Source organism: Pantoea sp. sgz302252, from assembly GCF_042610525.1.
In the GTDB taxonomy this organism is placed as follows: domain Bacteria; phylum Pseudomonadota; class Gammaproteobacteria; order Enterobacterales; family Enterobacteriaceae; genus Erwinia.
Window position 1 is genome coordinate 286,271 of record NZ_JBHDVM010000002.1, and the last position, 20,629, is coordinate 306,899.

General features: G+C 54.7%; 19 protein-coding genes. 11 read left to right on the forward strand and 8 right to left on the reverse strand.

The window, feature by feature from the left end; all coding sequences use genetic code 11:
- Nucleotides 1–10: 10 nt before the first annotated feature.
- The 3 genes from fruK to ACETPC_RS05315 form a co-directional block, all read right to left on the reverse strand.
- Nucleotides 11–949: a 1-phosphofructokinase gene (gene fruK / locus ACETPC_RS05305; protein ID WP_380179310.1), complete on the reverse strand. Its 939-nt coding sequence runs from the start codon at nucleotides 947–949 to the stop codon at nucleotides 11–13.
- Nucleotides 946–2,079, reverse strand: coding sequence for a fused PTS fructose transporter subunit IIA/HPr protein (fruB, locus tag ACETPC_RS05310; RefSeq protein ID WP_380179312.1), 1,134 nt, complete (start codon nucleotides 2,077–2,079; stop codon nucleotides 946–948). The genes fruK and fruB overlap by 4 nt, the downstream gene beginning before the upstream one ends.
- Nucleotides 2,080–2,330: 251 nt before the next feature.
- Complete coding sequence (locus ACETPC_RS05315; RefSeq protein WP_380179314.1) at nucleotides 2,331–2,588, reverse strand: YkgJ family cysteine cluster protein; 258 nt, start codon at nucleotides 2,586–2,588, stop codon at nucleotides 2,331–2,333.
- A gap of 152 nt (nucleotides 2,589–2,740) precedes the next feature.
- On the opposite strand from ACETPC_RS05315, the gene yeiP reads away from it, so the two are divergent.
- Nucleotides 2,741–3,313, forward strand: a complete 573-nt coding sequence (yeiP, locus tag ACETPC_RS05320) for an elongation factor P-like protein YeiP (protein ID WP_380179316.1) — start codon at nucleotides 2,741–2,743, stop codon at nucleotides 3,311–3,313.
- An 82-nt stretch (nucleotides 3,314–3,395) separates the two neighbouring features.
- Here the strand turns inward: yeiP and ACETPC_RS05325 are convergent, their stop codons facing one another.
- The gene (locus ACETPC_RS05325) at nucleotides 3,396–3,695 is read right to left on the reverse strand and encodes a hypothetical protein (RefSeq protein ID WP_380179318.1); all 300 of its coding nucleotides are present in this window, start codon (nucleotides 3,693–3,695) and stop codon (nucleotides 3,396–3,398) included.
- 91 nt (nucleotides 3,696–3,786) lie between these two features.
- Here ACETPC_RS05325 and ACETPC_RS05330 point away from each other — a divergent pair, with 91 nt between their 5' ends.
- From ACETPC_RS05330 to yejF, 8 genes are all read left to right on the forward strand, one after another.
- Nucleotides 3,787–4,767, forward strand: a complete 981-nt coding sequence (locus ACETPC_RS05330) for a CobW family GTP-binding protein (protein ID WP_380179320.1) — start codon at nucleotides 3,787–3,789, stop codon at nucleotides 4,765–4,767.
- Nucleotides 4,768–4,805: 38 nt separating this feature from the next.
- A complete protein-coding gene (locus ACETPC_RS05335; protein ID WP_380179322.1) occupies nucleotides 4,806–5,513 on the forward strand; it encodes a phosphatase PAP2 family protein in 708 nt (235 codons plus the stop codon).
- 516 nt (nucleotides 5,514–6,029) lie between these two features.
- Nucleotides 6,030–6,605 carry a bifunctional murein DD-endopeptidase/murein LD-carboxypeptidase gene (gene mepS / locus ACETPC_RS05340; RefSeq protein ID WP_380179324.1) on the forward strand — a complete coding sequence of 192 codons (576 nt, stop codon included), beginning with the start codon at nucleotides 6,030–6,032 and terminating at the stop codon, nucleotides 6,603–6,605.
- Between the two features lie 247 nt (nucleotides 6,606–6,852).
- Nucleotides 6,853–8,427, forward strand: coding sequence for a cyclic di-GMP phosphodiesterase (locus tag ACETPC_RS05345; protein WP_380179326.1), 1,575 nt, complete (start codon nucleotides 6,853–6,855; stop codon nucleotides 8,425–8,427).
- Nucleotides 8,428–8,524: 97 nt separating this feature from the next.
- A complete protein-coding gene (locus tag ACETPC_RS05350; protein WP_380179328.1) occupies nucleotides 8,525–10,330 on the forward strand; it encodes an extracellular solute-binding protein in 1,806 nt (601 codons plus the stop codon).
- A gap of 10 nt (nucleotides 10,331–10,340) precedes the next feature.
- Complete coding sequence (locus ACETPC_RS05355; protein ID WP_380179330.1) at nucleotides 10,341–11,432, forward strand: microcin C ABC transporter permease YejB; 1,092 nt, start codon at nucleotides 10,341–10,343, stop codon at nucleotides 11,430–11,432.
- A complete protein-coding gene (locus ACETPC_RS05360) occupies nucleotides 11,432–12,457 on the forward strand; it encodes a microcin C ABC transporter permease (protein ID WP_380179332.1) in 1,026 nt (341 codons plus the stop codon). Before ACETPC_RS05355 ends, ACETPC_RS05360 begins: the two co-directional genes overlap by 1 nt.
- Entirely contained in the window at nucleotides 12,457–14,040 is a 1,584-nt protein-coding gene (gene yejF, locus ACETPC_RS05365; protein WP_380179334.1) for a microcin C ABC transporter ATP-binding protein YejF, read from the forward strand. The genes ACETPC_RS05360 and yejF overlap by 1 nt, the downstream gene beginning before the upstream one ends.
- A gap of 7 nt (nucleotides 14,041–14,047) precedes the next feature.
- Here yejF and ACETPC_RS05370 read toward each other — a convergent pair whose 3' ends face one another.
- The 3 genes from ACETPC_RS05370 to rsuA all read right to left on the reverse strand — a co-directional run bounded on the left by ACETPC_RS05370 (nucleotide 14,048) and on the right by rsuA (nucleotide 16,602).
- Entirely contained in the window at nucleotides 14,048–14,380 is a 333-nt protein-coding gene (locus ACETPC_RS05370) for a YejG family protein (RefSeq protein WP_380179676.1), read from the reverse strand.
- A 298-nt stretch (nucleotides 14,381–14,678) separates the two neighbouring features.
- Nucleotides 14,679–15,878: a Bcr/CflA family multidrug efflux MFS transporter gene (locus ACETPC_RS05375; RefSeq protein ID WP_380179336.1), complete on the reverse strand. Its 1,200-nt coding sequence runs from the start codon at nucleotides 15,876–15,878 to the stop codon at nucleotides 14,679–14,681.
- A gap of 10 nt (nucleotides 15,879–15,888) precedes the next feature.
- A complete protein-coding gene (gene rsuA / locus ACETPC_RS05380; RefSeq protein WP_380179338.1) occupies nucleotides 15,889–16,602 on the reverse strand; it encodes a 16S rRNA pseudouridine(516) synthase RsuA in 714 nt (237 codons plus the stop codon).
- Nucleotides 16,603–16,769: 167 nt separating this feature from the next.
- Here rsuA and ACETPC_RS05385 point away from each other — a divergent pair, with 167 nt between their 5' ends.
- Nucleotides 16,770–18,524 carry a DEAD/DEAH box helicase gene (locus ACETPC_RS05385; protein ID WP_380179340.1) on the forward strand — a complete coding sequence of 585 codons (1,755 nt, stop codon included), beginning with the start codon at nucleotides 16,770–16,772 and terminating at the stop codon, nucleotides 18,522–18,524.
- Between the two features lie 139 nt (nucleotides 18,525–18,663).
- On the forward strand, nucleotides 18,664–18,948 hold the full coding sequence (rplY, locus tag ACETPC_RS05390; RefSeq protein WP_380179342.1) for a 50S ribosomal protein L25: 285 nt from the start codon (nucleotides 18,664–18,666) through the stop codon (nucleotides 18,946–18,948).
- Nucleotides 18,949–19,056: 108 nt separating this feature from the next.
- Here rplY and ACETPC_RS05395 read toward each other — a convergent pair whose 3' ends face one another.
- Nucleotides 19,057–20,514 carry a protein-tyrosine phosphatase family protein gene (locus ACETPC_RS05395; protein WP_380179344.1) on the reverse strand — a complete coding sequence of 486 codons (1,458 nt, stop codon included), beginning with the start codon at nucleotides 20,512–20,514 and terminating at the stop codon, nucleotides 19,057–19,059.
- Between the last annotated feature and the right edge of the window lie 115 nt (nucleotides 20,515–20,629).

The window sequence follows — 20,629 nt, forward strand, 5'->3', positions numbered from 1 at the left end:
TCTCCTGCTGTCAGTTAAAAGGTTTCAGGTCGACGCGCGCCATCATCGCGGCCAACTGGGTGCGATCGGTCACGCCTACGTTGCTCTGGCTGACGGCCAGGGCGGCCACGGCGGTGGCCAGACGTAAGGTATGCTCGCTGGATTCGCGCATCAGCAGGCCGTAAATCAGCCCGCCGACCATGGAATCTCCGGCACCCACGGTACTCACCACCTCACAGGCTGGCGGTTTGGCGATCCATTCGCCTGAAGCGTTAACCCACAGCGCGCCTTCTGCGCCCAGCGAAATCACCACGTGGGCGATACCCTGTTCGCGCAGCGCATGCGCCGCCTCAATCACATCCTGCAGCGTCGGCAGTTTGCGGCCTGCCCAGATTTCCAGCTCGCGGCGGTTCGGTTTTACCAGCCAGGGCGCGGCTTTCAGGCCAGCCACCAGCGCTTCGCGGCTGCTGTCGAAAATAATGCAGGGACAGTGAGTGCGCAGCGCGCTCATCCACTCGGTAAAGGCGTCCGGATTAACGCCAGCGGGCAGGCTGCCGCTGACGCAAACCATATCGAACTGGCCCAGCCAGCTCAGGGAGTCCGTGGTAAAGCGCTCCCAGTCCTGCGGCGTGACCTCAAAGCCCGAAAAGTTCAGATCGGTGACTTCGCCATCTTTTTCGGTCAGCTTGACGTTAATGCGGGTACGGCCTTCCACTACCTGAAAGCGGTTGGCGATGCCCAGCTCGCTGAACAGATGCTGAAAGCCGTCCTGGTTCTCTTTGCCCAGGAAGCCGCCGACGGTGACATCAATGCCCAGATCCTTAAGCACCTTAGCCACGTTGATGCCTTTACCAGCCGCGTGCAGACCAGTGGTTTTCACCAGGTTGACTTCGCCGCGCTCGACTTCCGGCGTATAGCCGACCAGATCGTAGGCCGGGTTCAGGGTAATAGTAGCTACGCGTCTGCTCATGCCGCGCCCTCGCCCAGGCCGGAACTGATAGCCTCGCCGATGGCGTCCAGCGCCGCGCGGGCATCTTCACCGCTGGCGGTAAAGCGCAGGCGATGGCCTTTTTTCACGCCCAGCGCCACGACTTTCATCAGGCTACGGCCGTTGGCTGGTTTGCCGCTGCCGTCAAGGTTAGTGACGGTGACGTCGCAGTTAAATTTCTTGATCACGCTGACCAGCGCGGTGCCGGGACGAGCGTGAAGACCGTGTTCGTTGCGGATAGTGAACTCTTCTGTCAGCACGTCCGCCTGCTCGGAGACTTCGCTGGTCAGCAGCGCCAGAATGCCTGCTGCATCTGCGCTCATCAGGCGCTCCGCTTTCTGCTTGATCAGCAGATCGCTTAAGTAGTTCAGCACGTTCAGCGGCTGCTCGTCGGCAACCGCGACGGTAACCAGCAGCGCGGCTTTTTCGCCGTCTACATCAAAAGGTGCAGCGCTGCGGCTGACGGCGACGGCACTGCCCAGGTTACCCTCGGCGCTGTCGCTCAGCCAGATGCCCTGCCCCAGATTCAGCGGGCGCGAGGCGATGACGCGGCTGACAAAACTGGCATCAACCGCGCCAGCCTGTTGCAGACGGCCAGCGTTCAACGCCTGTAGCGTCATCAGATCGCTGGCCGCTACGTCAGTAGTAATCAGCGAGGTGTCAAATCGGAATTCTGTTCCCTGCTTTTCGCCCATCAACAGGCCGCGCAGCGTTTCTGCGGAGTCTGTAGTTTTTAGCTGTTCTGCCACGCTGTCGTCGCTCAGGACGTGCGTTAGCTGACGCAGCAGCGCCAGGTGCTCGTCCGATTTCGCGGCGATGCCGATTACCACATAAGCGGTCTGGTCTTCGCCCCAGGCGATACCCTGCGGAAACTGGAAAACCTGCACGCCGGTTTTCAGCACCAAATCGCGCGTGTCGGTAGTGCCGTGGGGGATAGCGATGCCGTTGCCAAGGTAGGTGGAAGTTTGCTGCTCGCGGGCCAGCATGCCGTTAACATAACCTTCACCTACGTTACCGGCTGAGGTGAGTGCCGCGGCAACCTGGCGGATGGCCTCTTCTTTGCTGCCGGCCCTGGCGCCGGGGTGAATTGCATTCAGTTCAAGCTGGAACATAGTTCTCCTCACTGCTTCATTGAATCGTTTCAGCCAGAGAAGATAAAAATGGGCCCCTGGGCCGCTAACTCTCTGTGCAGACAACGCTGAAACGTTTCAATGAGTTTGGCCCTGCTTGCCTGTTTCTGGCAAGTTTTACCGGCAATGGCATAGCAGATTTTTGAAGCGACGCACACTTCGCCTTTTCTTTTCGGAAAAAATATCGCTTTTGCTGACACCTGGCTGATACCTTACTTTCTGTCAACAGCGATTTAACAGTAAGCAGTCTGCTTTTCCAGATCCAGCAGCCAGGTCATCGCTTCATCACGGCTGTTGCAGCACATTTCTGCATCGGGCTTCAGGCTGGCGCACACCGCAGGCCGCAGCGGCGAGGTAAAGATTTTGCAGCGGTAATCTTCATCCAGCTGAATACAAGGCGTATTGGCTGGCTTGCCGTTGGGCATGCCGGGTATAGGTGTAGAAATAGAAGGCGCGGTGCAGCAGGCGCCGCAGGAAGCTCGACATTGCATGGGTAATCCTCTTTTTAATCGGCGCGACAATAGCAGGCGCGCTCTATGAACGCCATGACCACTTTTCTTTGCCGCTCAGCACTTGCCTGAAGGCGTCGGCAAGAGTAAGTTGACGCCAATATTTCCACCGCTCCTTTTATCGGACTATTACAATGCCAAGAGCAAATGAAATCAAAAAAGGCATGGCCGTCAGCTACAACGGCAAGCTGCTGTTAGTAAAAGATATTGATGTACAAAGCCCCAGCGCGCGTGGCGCTTCTACCCTGTATAAGATGCGCTTCACCGATATTCGCACCGGCCTGAAGGTCGAAGAGCGCTTTAAAGGCGACGATATCCTGGAGGCGATCTCCCTGAGCCGCCGCCAGGTGACCTTTTCCTATGTAGACGGCGACGAATATGTCTTTATGGATGACGAAGACTATACGCCTTACGTTTTCAAAAAAGATCAGATTGAAGAAGAGCTGCTGTTTATTCCCGATGGCGGCATTCCTGGCCTGCAGGTGCTGACGATGGATGGCCAGATCCTGGCGCTGGAGCTGCCGCAGACGCTGGATATGGAAATTATCGAGACCACGCCGGGTATCAAAGGCGCTTCCGCCAGCGCCCGTACCAAGCCTGCAACCATGAGCACCGGCCTGGTTATTCAGGTGCCGGAATACCTGAGCAGCGGTGAGCGTATCCGCATTCATATTGCTGAACGCCGCTATATGGGCCGCGCGGATTAATTTACGCCAGCCTCTGTAAAACACTATTCCCCAGCGGCGAAAGCGAAATGCATCGCCGCTTTTGTTATGTTATAACAATAAGCTAACGATAGGTTATAGTCAGTACGCCCTGCTGGCGCTCGCTGTCCAGCCAGGTGATTTCAGTATGGGCGAGAGTCGCCAGCGGCATTTTACCGGGCTGCAGTGAAATCGGCAAAACTTCCGTTTCGCCATCGCGAAAGCAGGAAGCTGTGGCCTGGCCCTGCTCCACTTTCATATCGCAACCTGTGTCAACAATGGCGCCGGAAAAATGGATCACGCCAGAGTTGGCAGCTTGCGTTACCAGCGGGCTGCTGGCCAGGGCAATGAAAAACAGGGCCTGCGCAAGTTGAGAATGACTCATACTTAACCTCATTAATTAACCTCTGCCTGTTTAACCATAGTAGGCAAGGCGATTTTCGGCACTCTTTCGGGCCAAACTTAGGGAGAAAACCATGACGCGCGTGAACCTTATTACCGGCTTTCTTGGCAGCGGCAAAACAACCACGCTGCTGCATTTGCTGGCGCAGAAGCCGGAAGGCGAAAAGTGGGCGGTGCTGGTCAACGAGTTTGGCGAGGTAGGCATTGATGGCGCACTGCTGGCGGAAAGCGGCGCAATATTGAAGGAGATTCCTGGCGGCTGCATGTGCTGCGTTAACGGTCTGCCGATGCAGGTTGGGCTGAATATGCTGCTGAAGCAGGCCAAACCCGATCGTCTGCTGATTGAACCGACCGGGCTCGGCCATCCTAAACAAATCCTGGATCTGTTGGCCGCCGAAGTGTATCAGCCCTGGCTGACTCTGGACGCCACGCTTTGCCTGCTCGATCCGCGCCAGTTAAGCGATGCCCGCGTCACGGCCAATGAAAATTTCCGCGATCAGCTGGCGGCGGCCGATATTATTGTGGCAAATAAAGAAGACCGCTGGGATACGGTCACGCTGAGCGCCCTGCGAGACTGGCAGGCACAGGACAAGCTACAGCGCCCGGTAATCCCTGCGCGTTTTGGAGAGATTGCCAGCGAGCTGCTGACACGGCCAAGGCTGAATCAGCAACCACTGCCGCAGGCGGCACATCATCATGCCCGCTCCTCTTCTCGCCTGGCGGCGCTGGCACCCGTACAAAATACGCGCTGGCGGCGCTCGCTCAACCAGGGACAAGGCTATTATTCCTGCGGCTGGGTGTTTGATGCCGATACCGTTTTCGATACGGTTGGTCTGTTGGAGTGGGCACGGTTGGCTCCGGTCAGTCGGGTTAAAGGCGTAATGCGGATAAAGGAAGGCCTGCTAAGCGTTAACCGCCAGGGTGCCGACTTGAATATTGAGACGCGCCAGGCCGCGCCACCGGACAGCAGGATCGAAATCATTCATGAAGAAGAAGCGGACTGGAACAGTCTGCAGGCATCTTTGTTGAAACTTCGTTTAACTGCTGTTGTATAATGTACGCCGTCACTTCTTCTTAAATAAACATTCATAAAATGCGTGCTAATCGACTGATCTCTATCCTGGCGCTCAACGCGCTGGGACTGGCGCTGTTTTTTTCCTGGTATCTGCCGGAAAACCACGGCTTTTGGTTTACGCTGGATAAAACCATTTTTTATTGGTTTAACGAGCGTCTGGTCACTAATAAGGCGCTGCTGTGGCTGGTGGCCATCACCAATTTCCGGCCTTTTGATGCGGTATCACTGCTGGCAATGGGCGCGCTTTATTACAGCTTCTGGCGACGCGAGACGCCTCAGGGACGCAGGCGGCTGCTGGCTATCGGCATAGCCATGCTGCTGACGGCGGTGGTGCTGAATCAGCTCGGCCACCTGATTCCGGTTTCGCATCCCAGCCCGACCAAATATTTCCCGGATGTCAACCATGTCACGACTTTGACCGGTATTCCGACCAAAGACGCCTCTTCCGACAGCTTTCCCGGCGACCACGGCATGATGCTGATGATTTTTGCCTGCTTTATGCTGCGCTATTTTGGCCGTAACGCTTTTTTGATTGCCGTGGCTATCGTGCTGATCTTCGCCACGCCGCGCATTATGATCGGCGCGCACTGGTTTACCGATGTGGCGGTGGGCTCGCTTTCCGTGGTGCTGGTCGGCATGAGCTGGTGGTTAATTACGCCGGGCAGCGACTGGCTGGTAAACGCTTTATATCGTTATTTGCCAGGAAAATATAAGCCAGCTAAGTAATTGCCGTCTTTTTTAGCCGGTTTAAATGCGACGAAAACCCTTTCCCATTGGCGTTCGTCGCTTTTTTTATGCGATTTACCTCTCAAAAAAACACTTTATGCAAAAGATTTGGTTATGTTTATCCTGCAGATGAATCTGCTGCCGTGGAAAAAGGTACAGCGGTATTAATCTGAATCTGTTTTAAAGCGCACTTTTTATCGCTTTTTTACCCTTTTTATCCTCAGGTTTTCGCCTCTGATGCCGATAAAGCGGCAAGCGTACGACCTCGCTGTTTCTTATCATAAAAACCTGTAAAAAAGTCGCTAAAACCCCTCGCCACCGCGCAGTTAATCGGGTAATCTCATTTCCGATTAGGTAAAGCTGTAAGATATTTCCATTATTTACATTTTAAACTGTGCGCATACGCACAGATTGAACGCTGTGGAATTGTCTGGCCGTAGTGCGCTAATTACTCTCGTTTCGTTTCGCATAGCTAGCGACTTTTGTCGTTAAGGACTTCAAGGGATCACAAACATAATGGTCAAGTCTCAACCGATTCTGAGATATATATGGCGGGTATTGCCCGCAGTGGCGTTAGCCACGCTGCTTTCAGCCTGTAGCTCAACCAATACCAACAGCAATGCACAAACTGATACGCATGCAGTTAAAGGCCATAACGGTTTTTTACTTCAGGCGTCTCAGGATGAATTCGAACAGCTGGTTCAGAATGTGGATATTAAAACCCGCCTGATGGATCAATATTCGGACTGGAAGGGCGTTCGTTACCGTCTTGGCGGTACCAGTAAACGCGGCATTGACTGTTCTGCCTTTGTGCAGACCACGTTTCGTGAACAATTTGGCCTGGATCTGCCCCGTTCGACTTACGAGCAGGAAGATACCGGCAAAAGCATCCAGCGCAGCAAGCTGCGTCCGGGCGATTTAGTGCTGTTCCGCGCCGGTTCCACCGGTCGCCATGTCGGCATTTATCTGGGCAACGATAATTTCGTGCATGCCTCTACCAGCAGCGGCGTAATGATTTCCAACCTCAACGACGCCTACTGGAAGAACCGTTACCGCGCCGCCCGAAGAGTACTGGACCGAACGCAGAGCTAAGATCCCTGAAGCCTGTGCAAAACGAGAATGCTTTCGATGACAAACCCCGCCCTGGCGGGGTTTTTCTTTGCCCTGAGTTCTGGCTTCAGCCCGGCTGTCGCTGACAGAATGCATTAAAAAAGCGAAGCTAATCATAATAATATGGAGACAAAAGGCGCTTTCCCGGTATATCCTGCCGCAGTGAAACGGGCGCCTGTTGTGCAGGACAGCGCAAACATTAAACGGGCACTTCCGGGAGATAAACCCCATGCCACTCTCATCAAGCCTTACGCGGCCTCTGCTCACTCCTCGCAAGATTGCCTGCTTTAGCGCGACCCTCGGCCTCTTTCTGCTTGCCCTGTTTATCGTTATCGCGCTACTGCTGACGCTGCACCGCCGGGCGGATAATCATGACAGGCTGGCGGCCAACACCCAGGCCTATGTTCTGAAGATGTTCAGCCAGCTGAAGCAGAACCTACTGCCTCTACAGGCATTGCCACATCCCGCCTGCGCCGCTATTAAAGACGACCTGCTCCGGCGCGTCGCCACTGATGACAATATTCAAGCCCTTCTGATGGTTGTTAATAATCAGGTTTATTGCTCCTCCGTCGCTGGGGATAGCCAGGCCGATTTACAGCAGCTCTCTCCCCTGACCAGTACTGGCCTGCCGCTTGATGTTCAGCTGGCTGCCGCGCCGCTGACGCCCGACAAGCCGGTATTACAGGTTTGGCTACGCGGTAGCGAAGCTGGCAGCGGCGTGCTGGCTACCCTGAACATTAATCTGACCCCTTATCTGCTGTATGCCGGGCAGCAGCAGGAGATAACTGGCATAGCTATAGTGACCGGCTCTCAGGCAATAACCAGTTGGGAACAGCGCGTGGTGCCCGTAAGTTCGCTTACCGCCACCCCGCTGAAAACTATCGCGCTGCCAGGCTATCCCGTGCAGCTACAGCTTTACGGCAGCAGGCTTTCGTTTGACGATATTATGCTGATTTTGCCGATTGGCCTGCTGCTGGGGCTGCTGGGCGGATTTAGCTGCTTTATGGCCTTAACGCTGCGCATGCGGCCGGGCAAAGCAATTTTGCTGGGTATCCGCCGCGGTGAATTTCATGTGGAGTATCAGCCGGTGGTCGCCGCTGCGACCGGTAAAGCCTGCGGCCTGGAAGCCCTGCTGCGCTGGACTCATCCTGAGGCAGGTGCTATCCCGCCTGATGCTTTTATTCGCTACGCCGAAAGTAAAAATTTAATTGTGCCGCTGACCCGTCATTTGTTTGAGCTGGTGGCGCGCGACTGTCACAGGCTACGCCACGCGGTACCCGCCGGCACCAATCTCAATTTAAACCTCTCTCCCACTCACCTGAGCCATGAAACCTTTTATCAGGATGTCACCGGCTGGCTGGAAGCGATGCCACAGGAACATTTTCGCTACGTTTTTGAAATCACCGAGCGAACTATGGTGGAAACCCGCAATGCCCAGCGCGTTTTCGACTGGCTGCGCAGTAAAAATATTCGTATCGCGCTGGATGATTTCGGTACCGGGCACAGCGCGTTAATCTATCTTGAAAAATTCCGCTTCGATTATTTGAAGATCGATCGGGGATTCGTTAAAAATATCGCCCGCGAGTCGTTTTCTTCGCCGGTGCTGGATGCGGTGCTGGCGCTGGCAAAAAAACTGAACCTGCATACGGTAGCCGAAGGCGTGGAAACCGACGAGCAGGCCAGCTGGCTGCGCCATCGCGGCGTTTGTCATCTGCAGGGCTTTTTGTTCAGCCGCCCGCGTACGGTAACCCAGCTAATTGACTATTTTAAGCATGAGAAGCACAGTGGCCCGGCTGCGGGATAACTTTTTGCGCTACGCTATGCAGGCGCACTGATGCCGCCGTACGCGCCTGGCAAGCCGGGCGATGCGCTGCCTTTTTAGTCTGGATTCGGATAATAAGATGATATTTCGCTGGTTGACCTTATTGCTGTTCTGTTTTGTCACGGCAGCGGCGCAAGCCGATGAAATTAACGAAAGCTACGCTTTTGCGCAGCTCGGCGAACCGAAATACGCCGTTAATTTTACCCATTTTGACTATGCGAATCCGGCCGCGCCCAAAGGCGGCAGCGTCACGCTTTCCGCTATTGGCACCTATGACAACTTTAACCGTTTTGCTTCGCGGGGTAATCCAGCCCAGGGCACGGACACGCTTTATGATACGCTGTTTGTTAATTCTGAAGACGAAGCTGGCAGCTATTATCCCCTGATTGCAGAGTTTGCACGCTATCCCAACAGCTATCGTTGGGTAGAGGTTACGCTAAATCCGCAGGCCCGTTTTCAGGATGGCTCGCCAATTACCGCGGAAGACGTCGCCTTTACCTTTAATAAATTTATGACGGAAGGCGTGCCGCAGTTCCGGGTATTTTATAAAGGCGTCACGGCTAAAGCCATCTCGCGGCTGACGGCGCGTTTTGAGCTGCCGGTCGGCAACAAAGATATGATGCTCTCGCTGCTGGCTTCGCCTGTGTTCCCGAAAAAGTTCTGGCAGGATCATAACCTCAGCGAGCCGCTACCTACGCCGCCGCCCGGCAGCGGCCCTTACCGAGTCAGCGCTTACAAGATGGGCCAGTCCGTAACCTGGACTCGCGTTAAGGATTATTGGGCGGCGAATTTGCCGGTGAACAAAGGCCGATTTAATTTCGATACGTTGCGCTACGACTACTATCTGGACGATAACGTGGCCTTTGAAGCCTTTAAGGCGGGCGCCTTTGATTTTCGCGCTGAAGGCTCAGCGAAAAAGTGGGCGACGCAATATCGCGGCCGCAATTTTGAAAACAATTACATTATTAAAGACGAAAAACCGAACACCGTAGCTACGGCTTCAACCTGGCTCGCTTTTAACGTGCAAAAGCCACTGTTCGCCGATCGTCGGGTACGCGAGGCCATCTCGTTATCTTTTGATTTCGAATGGATGAACAAAGCGTTGTTCTACGGCTCCTATAAGCGTACCCAAAGCTATTTCCAGAATACCGACTATGCCGCAACCGGTTATCCGGAGGCAAAAGAGCTGGAGATCCTGGCGCCGTTTAAGGGCAAAATTCCTGATGAGGCTTTTTCGCAAATTTTTCAGCCTTCCCATACTGACGGCAGCGGCTATGACCGCGCTAATCTGCTTAAAGCCACGGCGCTGCTGCAACAGGCTGGCTGGACGCTGAAAAACCAGCGGCTGGTGGATAAAAACGGCAGGCCTTTCACGTTTGAAATGCTGCTGCGCAGCGGCGGCAACGATCAGTGGGTGCTCCCTTTCCAGCATAGTCTGGCGCGGCTGGGCATTACGCTGAACATTCGTCAGGTAGACAGCTCACAGTATCTGGCTCGTTTACGCAAAAGCGATTTTGATATGCTGGCTTCACCTTATCCGGCCATGCCCTACCCTGACAGTGGATTGCAGATGTACTGGTCAAGCACCTATATCAACTCAACCTATAACCGACCGCACGTCGCCAGCCCGGTAATTGACCAGTTGATTGAGCAGATCAATCAGCATCAGGGCGATGAAAAGGCGCTGCTGCCGCTGGGCCGCGCGCTGGATCGGGTGCTGCTGTGGAACTATTACATGATCCCGATGTGGTATGGCGCCAGCGATCGTTATGCTTACTGGGATAAATTTTCAATGCCGACCACGCGGCCGACCTATTCCTTAGGCTTCGATAGCTGGTGGTACGATGTGAATAAAGCCGCGCAGCTGCCGGCCCAGCGTCGTTAAGGAGTCAGGTTTGGGTGCTTATCTGCTACGCAGACTTTTGCTGATTATTCCCACGCTGTGGGCGATTATTACCATTAACTTTTTTATCGTGCAGATTGCGCCGGGCGGCCCGGTGGATCAGGCGCTGGCCAATATTGAGTTCGGCCAGACTACCGGTATGCCAGGCGCAGGTAACGCGCCGCAAAATCTGGGGCGCAGCACGCTGCACGGGCAGCCCGGCGACAGCCAGTATCGTGGTTCGCGTGGCCTGGATCCGGAAGTGGTAGCGGAAATAACCAAACGCTACGGTTTTGATAAGCCGATTTACCAGCGCTATCTGGATATGCTGTGGAACTATGTCCGCTTCGATTTCGGCGACAGCCTGTTTCGCAGCAGCTCGGTGGTGCAGCTAATCAAAGAGAGCCTGCCGGTTTCCGTCTCGCTGGGGCTGTGGAGCACGTTGATTATCTATCTGGTGTCGATTCCGCTCGGCATCCGCAAGGCGGTGCATAACGGCAGCGCCTTCGATATCTGGAGCAGCTCGCTGATTATTATCGGCTACGCTATCCCTTCTTTTCTGTTTGCTACGCTGCTGATTGTGCTGTTCGCGGGCGGCAGCTATCTGGACTGGTTCCCGCTGCGCGGCCTGGTTTCGGCGCAGTTCGACTCCCTGCCCTGGTACGATAAAATTATCGACTACCTTTGGCATATTACCCTGCCGGTGCTGGCAACGGTAATCGGCGGTTTCGCTACGCTGACTATGCTGACCAAGAACTCGTTTCTGGATGAGATCCGCAAGCAGTATGTGGTGACGGCGCGCGCCAAAGGTCTGGATGAAAAGAAAATCCTTTACCGCCACGTTTTCCGCAACGCGATGCTGCTGGTGATCGCCGGTTTCCCGGCCACCTTTATCAGTATGTTCTTTACCGGTTCGCTACTGATCGAAGTGATGTTTTCGCTCAACGGCCTGGGCCTGCTGGGCTACGATGCTACCATCCAGCGCGACTATCCGGTGATGTTCGGTACGCTCTATATTTTCACCCTGATCGGCCTGTTACTGAATATCCTCAGCGATATCACCTATACGCTGGTCGATCCGCGCATTGATTTCGAGGGTCGCTGATGAGCCGATTAAGCCCCGTTAACCAGGCGCGCTGGCAGCGCTTTCGCCATAACCGTCGCGGCTACTGGTCGCTGTGGATTTTTGCCGTGCTTTTTGTGCTCTGCCTGGGCTCTGAGCTGCTGGCCAACGATAAGCCGCTGCTGGTGCATTACGATCACCGTTTTTATTTCCCGCTGCTGGTGAACTACAGCGAGACCGATTTCGGCGGCGAGCTGGCGACCATGGCGGACTATCAGGATCCCTGGCTGAAATCGCGTCTCGCCAGCAAAGGCTGGGCCATTTGGGCACCGATTAAATTCGGCGACGGCACCATTAATTTTGCTTCAAAAGTCCCCTTCCCTTCTCCCCCTTCGCTGGAGAACTGGCTGGGCACCGACGCCAACGGCGGCGACGTGCTGGCGAGGATCCTCTACGGCGCGCGTATTTCGCTGCTGTTCGGCCTGATGCTAACGCTGATCTCCAGCGTAATCGGCGTGATTGTAGGCGCCTGCCAGGGCTATTACGGCGGCCGGGTCGATTTATGGGGACAGCGCTTTATCGAAGTCTGGTCGGGGATGCCGACGCTGTTTCTGATTATCCTGCTGTCAAGCGTGATTCAGCCCGGTTTCTGGTGGCTGCTGGCGATTAGCGTGCTGTTCGGCTGGATGCAACTGGTCGGCGTGGTGCGCGCCGAGTTTTTACGCGCCCGCAATTTCGATTATATCCGCGCAGCACAGGCGCTGGGCGTCGGTGACCGCACTATTATGCTGCGCCATATGCTGCCAAACGCTATGGTGGCGACGCTGACCTATCTGCCCTTTATTCTCTGCGGCTCGATCACCACGCTGACTTCGCTGGATTTCCTTGGCTTCGGGCTGCCGCTGGGTTCGCCTTCGCTGGGCGAGCTGCTGCTACAGGGTAAAAATAATCTGCAGGCACCCTGGCTTGGCATGGCGACGTTCTTCTCGCTGGCGATTTTGCTGTCGCTGTTGATTTTTATTGGTGAGGCGGTTCGCGACGCCTTCGATCCCAGTAAGGTGCACTGATGTCGTTGCTGAGCGTTAAAAATTTAAGCATTGCCTTTCGCCAGGCCGGCGTCGAGCGCCGGGTGGTTGATGATCTTTCGCTAAGCGTGGAGGCTGGCGAGACGCTGGCGCTGGTGGGCGAATCCGGTTCCGGCAAGAGCGTGACCGCCCTGTCAATGATGCGCCTGCTGCCAACACCGCCGGTGGTTTATCCGCAGGGAGAGATTCTGTTTGCCGGTCAGGATGTGCTGAAAGCCGACGAGCGTACGCTGCGCGGCCTGCGCGGGAACCGTATGGCGATGATTTTTCAGGAACCTATGGTGTCGCTGAATCCGCTGCACAATATCGAAAAACAGCTGTATGAAGTGCTTTCGCTGCATCGCGGCATGCGCGCGGCGGCTGCCAGAGCTGAAATCCTCAGCTGTCTGGATCGCGTGGGTATTCGGCAGCCCGCCAAACGGCTGGGCGATTTTCCTCATCAGCTTTCCGGCGGCGAGCGGCAGCGCGTGATGATTGCCATGGCGCTGCTGACGCGGCCACAGCTGCTGATCGCCGATGAACCGACCACGGCGCTGGATGTTACCGTGCAGGCGCAGATTCTGGTGCTGCTGAAAGAGCTGAAGCAGGAATTGAATATGGGCCTGCTGTTTATCACCCATAACCTGAATATTGTCCGGCAGCTGGCGGATAAGGTGCTGGTGATGCGCAATGGCCGGGGCGTGGAGAGTAACAGCGCCAGCAAGCTGTTCAGCGCGCCCCAACATCTCTATACCCGCGCGCTGCTGGATGCAGAGCCGGACGGCAGCCCAAACCCCGCGGACAGCGCCGCGCCGCCGCTGCTGCGCGTTAACGATCTCAGCGTCGCTTTTTTGCTGAAAAAAGGCGTGATGCGCCGCGTAGTTGGCGCGCACCAGGCGCTAAAATCGCTGAGCTTCGAGCTGCGTCCCGGTGAAAGCCTGGGACTGGTAGGCGAATCCGGCTCCGGCAAGAGCACTACCGGGCTGGCGCTGCTGCGGCTAATTGAGGCCAAAGGCGAGATCTGGCTGGGCGACCGGCCGCTGCATTTGTGGAATCGCAAACAGATGCTGCCGGTGCGACGCGAAATGCAAGTGGTGTTTCAGGATCCTAATTCCGCCCTGAATCCCCGGCTGAACGTTCAGCAAATTATCGAAGAAGGTTTGCAGGTGCACCAGCCTGAGCTGAGCGTGGAGCAGCGGGAAGCACAGGTAATCCAGGCAATGCAGGAAGTCGGCCTGGATGCCGAGACGCGCCATCGCTATCCGGCAGAGTTTTCCGGCGGCCAGCGGCAGCGTATCGCCATCGCGCGCGCGCTGATCCTGCAGCCGCGCCTGATCATACTGGATGAACCAACCTCTTCACTCGATCGCTCGGTACAGAAACAGATCCTGGCGCTGCTGAAAAAACTGCAGCAAGATCGTCAGTTGGCCTATATCTTTATCAGCCATGATTTGCGCGTAGTCAGGTCGTTATGTCACCAGGTAGTGGTGCTGCGGCAGGGAGAAGTAGTAGAACAAGGTGATTGCGAGACCATTTTTACCGCGCCGAAAGCACGCTACACGCAGGAACTGATCGCGCTTGCCTGAGCCAGGCTCAGGCAGGCATATCTTTGAAGGTTTCAGCGATACCGACGCCAAAATTTTTCAGGCGGCAGGTTGCGGTGCTTTCGTCGTTGCGCGCGACAAACAGGCAGGGTTCGCCTTCCCACTCGACCACGGCGCAGTCGAGCTGGATTTCCACCAGCGTTTCTTTCAGCATGCGCATGATATCCCAGGCCTGGCTGCCCTGATGGCTGAGCAGGCTTAAGCCCACCAGCTCGTCTTCCGCCTCCGCGCCGCTCAGCTTTAGCGCCTCCAGCCGGTCGCCGATCCCCCAGCGATAGCTTTGTGGTAAGCGGTGCACCACCGAATGCTGCAATCTGTTCACTTCTGCTCCCCAGACCGTATCGGACGCTATCATCATGGCTACTTCGTTATTGGCTAAGGCAGCGCCTCGTCTGCGGAGGCTTTGCGGCTGCCGGGGCCCGGTTTGATTTTCGCTGGCCCGACAAGAGTGGGACAGCCCTCACATTTGTTGCATAAAAGTAATTTCAAGCAAAGCTTTTTTTACAATAAGACAACATTATAGTGGATGGGCTGGAAAAAACCGGAAACTTTAGACTATTCCTGTAAAAGGAACGGGCGCTGAAAACGGGAGGCGATACCTCCCGTTTTGCCCGGCAGGATTAGGCGCTAGCGCCTTTACGAGGGCGGATAGCGTAGATAAACAGCAGCATAGAGAACGTAGCGCAGACAAACATCGAGCCGACCATTGGCCAGGCGCTGGTAAAAGTCAGCCCGGAAAGCAATGCGCCGACCAACGCGCCCACGCCGAAACGCAGCGTACCCGCCAGCGAGGAGGCCGTACCGGCCATATGTGGAAACTCTTCCAGAATGACCGCCATCGCATTAGAAGAAACCATAGCGACGCAGCCAATAAACATTGCCACGCCAAATACCAGCGGCAGGAAGCCAAGGTTCAACGCGCTGACCACCACCAGCCAGACGGCCATAGTAAACTGGATCAGCAGCCCCAGGCGGAACATTGCCAGCGGGCCGAAGCGGCGCACGCAGCGGCTGTTCAGCAGCGTCATCAGGAACAGGAACACCACGTTCAGCGCGAAGTAGTAGCCGAAGTCCTGCGGCGAAATATGGTTCAGCTCAATGTAAACAAAAGGCCCGGCGTTCAGAAAAGAGAACATGCCGGCGAACGAGAACCCGCTGGCCAGCATATAGCTGAACACGCGCTTGTGGCGGAACAGCGACAGAAAGTTACGCAGCGTGGTACGCATATTAAATTTCTGGCGCTTGTCGCGCGGCAGTGTCTCTTTGATTTGCGTGACTACCAGCAGCGTTGTCACCACTGCCGCCAGCGAAATTGCCCAGAAGATAGCGTGCCAGTTCCAGAGTAGCAGCATCCAGCCACCCAGGATCGGGGCCAGTAGCGGCGCTATAGTGGTTACCAGCATCACAAAGGACATCATGCGCGAAAACTCTTCTTTCGAGTAGCTGTCGCGCATCAGAGCGCTGATTACCACGCTGCCCGCCGCTGCTGACAGGCCGTGCAGCAGGCGCATAAAGATCAGCTGGTCAATGGTTTGCGCCATAGCGCAGGCCGCCGCCGCTACGGCGAAGATCAGCGTACCCACGGCTATTACCGGCTTGCGGCCGAAGCTGTCGGCCAGCGGGCCGTAAATCAGTTGCCCCAGCGCGAATCCCAGAATATAAAGGTTCAGCGTCATCTGCACGCTGCCGGCCGATACGCCAAACTCGCGGGCGATTTGCGGGAGCGCAGGCAGATACATATCGATCGACAACGGCATTAACATCGCCAGCAGGCCAAGAATGACCACCAGTCCGGCCGAAGAGTTCTTTTCCTTACGCATCCCTGTTTCCTTATTTCAATTCTGCAGGCAGGCCTACGCTGGCGATCTCTTCCGCCGTTAACGGACGGTATTCGCCTTCTGCCAGCTCTTCATCCAGCACGATAGCGCCGATACGCTCACGATGCAGCGCCACTACGTGGTTGCCGACTGCTGCAAACATCCGTTTTACCTGATGGTAGCGACCTTCGCTGATGGTTAGCCGCACCTGGTTGTCGCTGATGATTTCAAGCTGCGCCGGTTTGGTAAGATCTTTCTCGTTATGCAACTGCACGCCCGCGGCGAACTGAGCCGCCGTATCGTCCGCTACCGGATTTTCCAGCGTCACCAGATAGGTTTTCTCGCAGTGGTGGCGCGGCGAAGTGATACGGTGCGACCACTGGCCGTCATCGGTCATCAGCACCAGGCCGGTGGTGTCTATATCCAGGCGGCCTGCAGCGTGGAGTTTGTAAGCTGTCGGCTCTTCCAGAAAGTAGAGCACCGTTGGATGATCCGGATCGTCGGTGGAGCAGACGTAGCCCTGAGGTTTATTGAGCATAAAATAGCGCGGGCCAGGCTGTAGCTGCAGCAGATTGCCGTCATATTCTACTTCGCTTTCCGGGCTAAGCTTGAAAGCGCCGTCGCGCACTACTTCCCCATCAACCGTCACTTTACGCGCGCGCAGCTCGCGAGCGGCTATCGCCCGGCTGACTTCCAGTTGCTGAGATAAAAATTTATCGAGTCGCATTAAATCTGCACTGCCTGTTTCAATAGATGAATTCGCCGTTCCTGTAGCGGAACGTCAGAAGAGAGTAACAACGCAGTATATCGGGAGTTGCGTCTCAGGCACAGAGGCGCACGCGCACCGATCGTGCTTTCGTGGCATAATGCGGCTTTGCTCGCGGATTTTTATTTATGTCCTTTACCCTGCGTCCTTACCAGCAGGAAGCGGTTGACGCCACGCTCAGCTACTTCCGTCGTTCCCATCAGCCCGCCGTGATTGTTCTGCCGACCGGCGCAGGCAAAAGCCTGGTGATCGCCGAACTGGCGAGGGTGGCGCGTGGCCGCGTGCTGGTGCTGGCGCACGTCAAAGAGCTGGTGGCGCAGAACCATAGCAAATATCAGGCTTACGGCCTGGAAGCGGATATTTTCGCCGCCGGCCTGCAAAGGAAAGAGAGCCGCAGCAAGGTGGTATTCGGCAGCGTGCAGTCAGTGGCGCGCAACCTGGAGCAGTTTGACAGCGAGTTTTCGCTGCTGATTGTGGATGAATGCCACCGCATCGGCGATGCCGAAGATAGCCAGTATCAGCAGATACTTAATCATTTGCGCCTGCGCAACCCGCAGCTGCGCTTGCTGGGCTTGACCGCCACGCCCTATCGCCTGGGCAAAGGCTGGATCTATCAGTTTCACTATCACGGCATGGTGCGCGGCGACGAGCGGGCGCTGTTCCGCGACTGTATCTACGAGCTGCCGCTGCGCTATATGATTAAAAATGGCTTTCTGGTGCCGCCGGAACGGCTGGATATGCCGGTGGTGCAATATGATTTCAGCCGCCTGACGGCCAGGGAGAACGGACTGTTTAGCGAGGCGGATCTTAACCTTGAGCTGAAACAGCAGCAGCGCATTACGCCGCATATCATTCAGCAAATTGTCGAGTTCGCTCAGGATCGTCAGGGCGTGATGATTTTCGCCGCTACGGTCGAGCATGCCAAAGAGGTGCTGGGGCTGCTGCCCGGCAGTAAAGCGCTGATCAGCGCCAATACGCCAGGCGCGGAGCGCGATGCGCTGATTACCGCTTTTAAAGCGCGTGAAATTCGCTATATGGTTAATGTCGCAGTACTTACCACGGGCTTCGACGCGCCGCATGTCGATCTTATCGCCATTCTGCGCCCTACCGAGTCGGTTAGCCTCTATCAACAGATCGTCGGACGCGGATTGCGTCTTTGCCCGGGCAAAACCGACTGCCTGATTCTGGACTATGCCGGGAATCCGCATGATATTTTTACGCCTGAAGTAGGCGCGCCAAAGGGGAAAAGCGATAACAAACCGGTGCAGGTTTTCTGCCCCGCCTGCGGCTTCGCCAATACGTTTTGGGGAAAAACTACCGCCGACGGCACCATTATTGAGCACTTTGGCCGCCGCTGCCAGGGCGTGCTGGAAGATGACGACGGCGAGCGCGAGCAGTGCGATTTCCGCTTTCGCTTTAAAAGCTGCCCGCATTGCAACGCTGAAAACGATATTGCTGCCCGCCGCTGCCATCAGTGCGACGCGGTGCTGGTCGATCCCGACGATATGCTTAAGGCGGCGCTAAAGCTGAAGGATGCGCTGGTGCTGCGCTGCGCCGCTATGGTGCTGGAAAACGGCAAGGATGAAAAAGGCGAATGGCTGAAAGCGCGCTATTTCGACGAGGAAGCGACTGAAGTAAGCGAGCGCTTCCGGCTGAGCACGCCCGCGCAGCGCAAGGCTTTTGAGCAGCTGTTTATGCGTCCACATCAGCGCGCGCCCGGTGTGCCGCCTGGCTGGCAGAATGCGGCGGATATCGTGGCAATGCAGCCGCTGCTGCGCCATCCGGATTTCGTGGTGGCGCGTAAACAGCGTAATTTCTGGCAGATCCGCGAAAAAGTATTCGATTATCAGGGCCGTTTTCGGCGCGCCAACGAGATCCGCTGAGGCCAGAAACGTTTTAAGGCGTTGCCCGCGCGGCCCTTGCCTGCTACAATGCGCCCCGCTTTTGCCAATGCAAAAGCTGAACGCTCCAACCTGCTGCTGGGTCGCCTGTAGCAGGATAATCACTTAAAGAGACTGAACAATGTTCACTATTAATGCAGAAGTACGTAAAGAGCAGGGTAAGGGTGCGAGCCGCCGCCTGCGTACAGCTAACAAGTTCCCGGCTATCATTTATGGCGGTAACGAAGCGGCTGTAGCTATCGAACTGGATCACGACAGCGTGATGAATACTCAGGCTAAGCCTGGTTTCTACACCGACGTGCTGACCCTGGTTGTCGATGGCAAAGAAATTAAAGTAAAAGTGCAGGCTGTTCAGCGTCACCCGTTCAAGCCAAAACTGCACCACATCGACTTCGTTCGCGCTTAATCGCGAGTGAAATTGCTGTGAAAGAACGCCGCTTAACGCGGCGTTTTTTTATGAAATTTACAGGAAAGAGAGAACCCCGGCAGCAGGCTGCTTACGGCAATTGCCTTTTTATATTCCTGCCTCTGATGTTCGCAGGATTTCATAGTCCTCTTTGAGACAGAATTGCACTAAAGTTCGCAGCTGCCCATACGTTTGTACCATTTTATTATTACGCGAAGCACGCATAATCTCGATTACTTCCTGAAGCGACATAGTCGGATTGAGACGCAATGCGAGGGCCGCAATAATCACGCCGGTACGACCTACGCCTGCTTTACAATGGATCACAGGCACCATATCCTGAACAATGTCGACACCCTGTTCCTTATATTCGTTTAGCTTGTCCTTCACAGTAGTAATGATAAGATTGAGCAGATTTATTAGAGTATCCAGCGGTATGGTCTCTCTATCAGGCCAGTTAGTAACATGTTGCACCGGAATAGTAATATCTTCATTATTGCTATTCTTTAATTTTAAATTATATGAATCATTAATAAGAAGGTTCTGCTGTCCGCTTTCGGAAACGCTTTCCTTTGCCTTACCCAAAATAACAGAATTTTTTCCTCCATTGTAAATTTTATTCTGCTTAGAATATGGATTACGGTTGGAAAAATAGTCTGGCAGACAGCAGCAGCCTGGAGCATAAGATTTAACAATCTCTTTTTTGGTTGATAAAACCACCAGAGCAGGCGTTTTTTTATTGGCCATCATTCTTAGATGCGTCTTTATCTGCTCTGTTTTCGGGTACTGGCTGGCTATAGCGACAATTTTATCATTTATAGTTATTTTGTTGGCATGTAAACCGGGGTCTACCGCTGTAGCGGCCATCGCAAGAACGTCACTGAATCGGCAAACTTCATCAGGCAGATACGGGCCCGCTTTGTCCGTGTAGAGACTGTTGGATGTCTCCGCACATAGCTTTTTCTTAGGTCCTTTGTTCGTCGTATTTAATCGGGAAAATAGCTCTTCAGTCTGTTTCTCTACACAAGAACTGTTTTCATCAACCTGAGGGTCGGAAGAGGGTTGACTGGAACAAGTTTTCTCAACAGAAAGCTTAGGCTCGGGAGATGTTCTCTGTTGAAAAAGCTTAGGCTCGGGAGAAACTTTCCTGAGAGCGTTTCTTTTTGCAATGATTTCCTTTTGTGAAAATCGTCCGGTCATTGAATCGCTTATAGCCTGGCTGGCGCGGTCTGGAATCGATTGTTCTGTTGATGAGTCAGCAAAGCACTCGTTTATGTTTTGCTTCGCTTTTATCCACTCCGCCTGTATTGCCTTCTGCAGCTGTAGCGCTCTTGGGGTAAAGGCTTTTTGCCCACGGGTAAATCCTCTGGCGAAGATATCGCCAACGGACTTGTACCAGGTTTTATCTTGTCGGGTCACTGTGACATCATGATTATTCTTGACAGTAACTTTATATTCCCTGTTGCCAAAATTCACAGTCACAAGATTATTTTTTACAACGCGTCCGGCACATTCATTTATTGTTTCTTTGGGTTTGGATGATATGCATGGAAATAGATTAATCATGCTTCTGTCCTTTTTGATCTACGGCCAAAAGTACAGAGTAACGATTACATCACCATAAGCTTCTATAAAACGCTCAAAAATAACCAAAACGTCCGGCCTGTTGGCTGCCGAACGC